The sequence below is a fragment of the Mycobacterium sp. E735 genome (assembly GCF_001666955.1).
Taxonomy (GTDB): Bacteria; Actinomycetota; Actinomycetes; order Mycobacteriales; family Mycobacteriaceae; genus Mycobacterium.
Window position 1 is genome coordinate 1 of the sequence record NZ_LZIX01000113.1, and the last position, 641, is coordinate 641.

General features: G+C 59.1%; 1 protein-coding gene. It reads left to right on the plus strand.

What is annotated here, in order from left to right; genetic code table 11:
* The coding region (locus tag A5704_RS09555) for a class I SAM-dependent methyltransferase (protein WP_067888702.1) at window positions 1-641 on the plus strand (641 nt) is incomplete at both ends.

Consider the following 641-nt stretch of genomic DNA (forward strand, 5'->3'; position numbering starts at 1 on the left):
GGGATGACGCTACTCGACATCGGTTGCGGCTGGGGAGGAGCGCTGCACCGGGCGATCGAGAAATATGACGTCAACGTGATCGGGATCACGCTGAGTCGCAACCAGTTTGCCTACAGTAAGGCCAAAATGGCCGCCATCCCCACCGACCGCTCCGTCGAAGTCCGGTTGCAGGGCTGGGAGGAATTCGACGACAAGGTCGACCGAATCGTCAGCATCGGCGCCTTCGAGGCGTTCAAGGCCGACCGGTGGCCGGCCTTTTTTGAACGTGCCCACCACATCCTGCCCGACGACGGTCGGATGCTGTTGCACACCATTTTGACCTATCAATGGCAGCAGATGCCCGCACTCGGCATCAAGCTGACTATGCGCGATGTGAGATTCGCGCGATTCATCGGCACCGAGATTTTTCCGGGCGGCCAGCTGCCGACGCAGGAAGATATTTTCAAATTCGCTGAGCCCGCCGGATTCTCGGTCGAAAAGGTGCAATTACTGGGTGAGCACTACGAGCGGACTCTCAATATATGGGCGGCAAACCTGGCGGCCAACAAGGACGCGGCCATCGCGATCCAGTCGCAAGAGGTCTACGACCGCTACATGAAGTACCTGACCGGTTGCGCGAAGCTGTTCCGCCAGGGTTACAC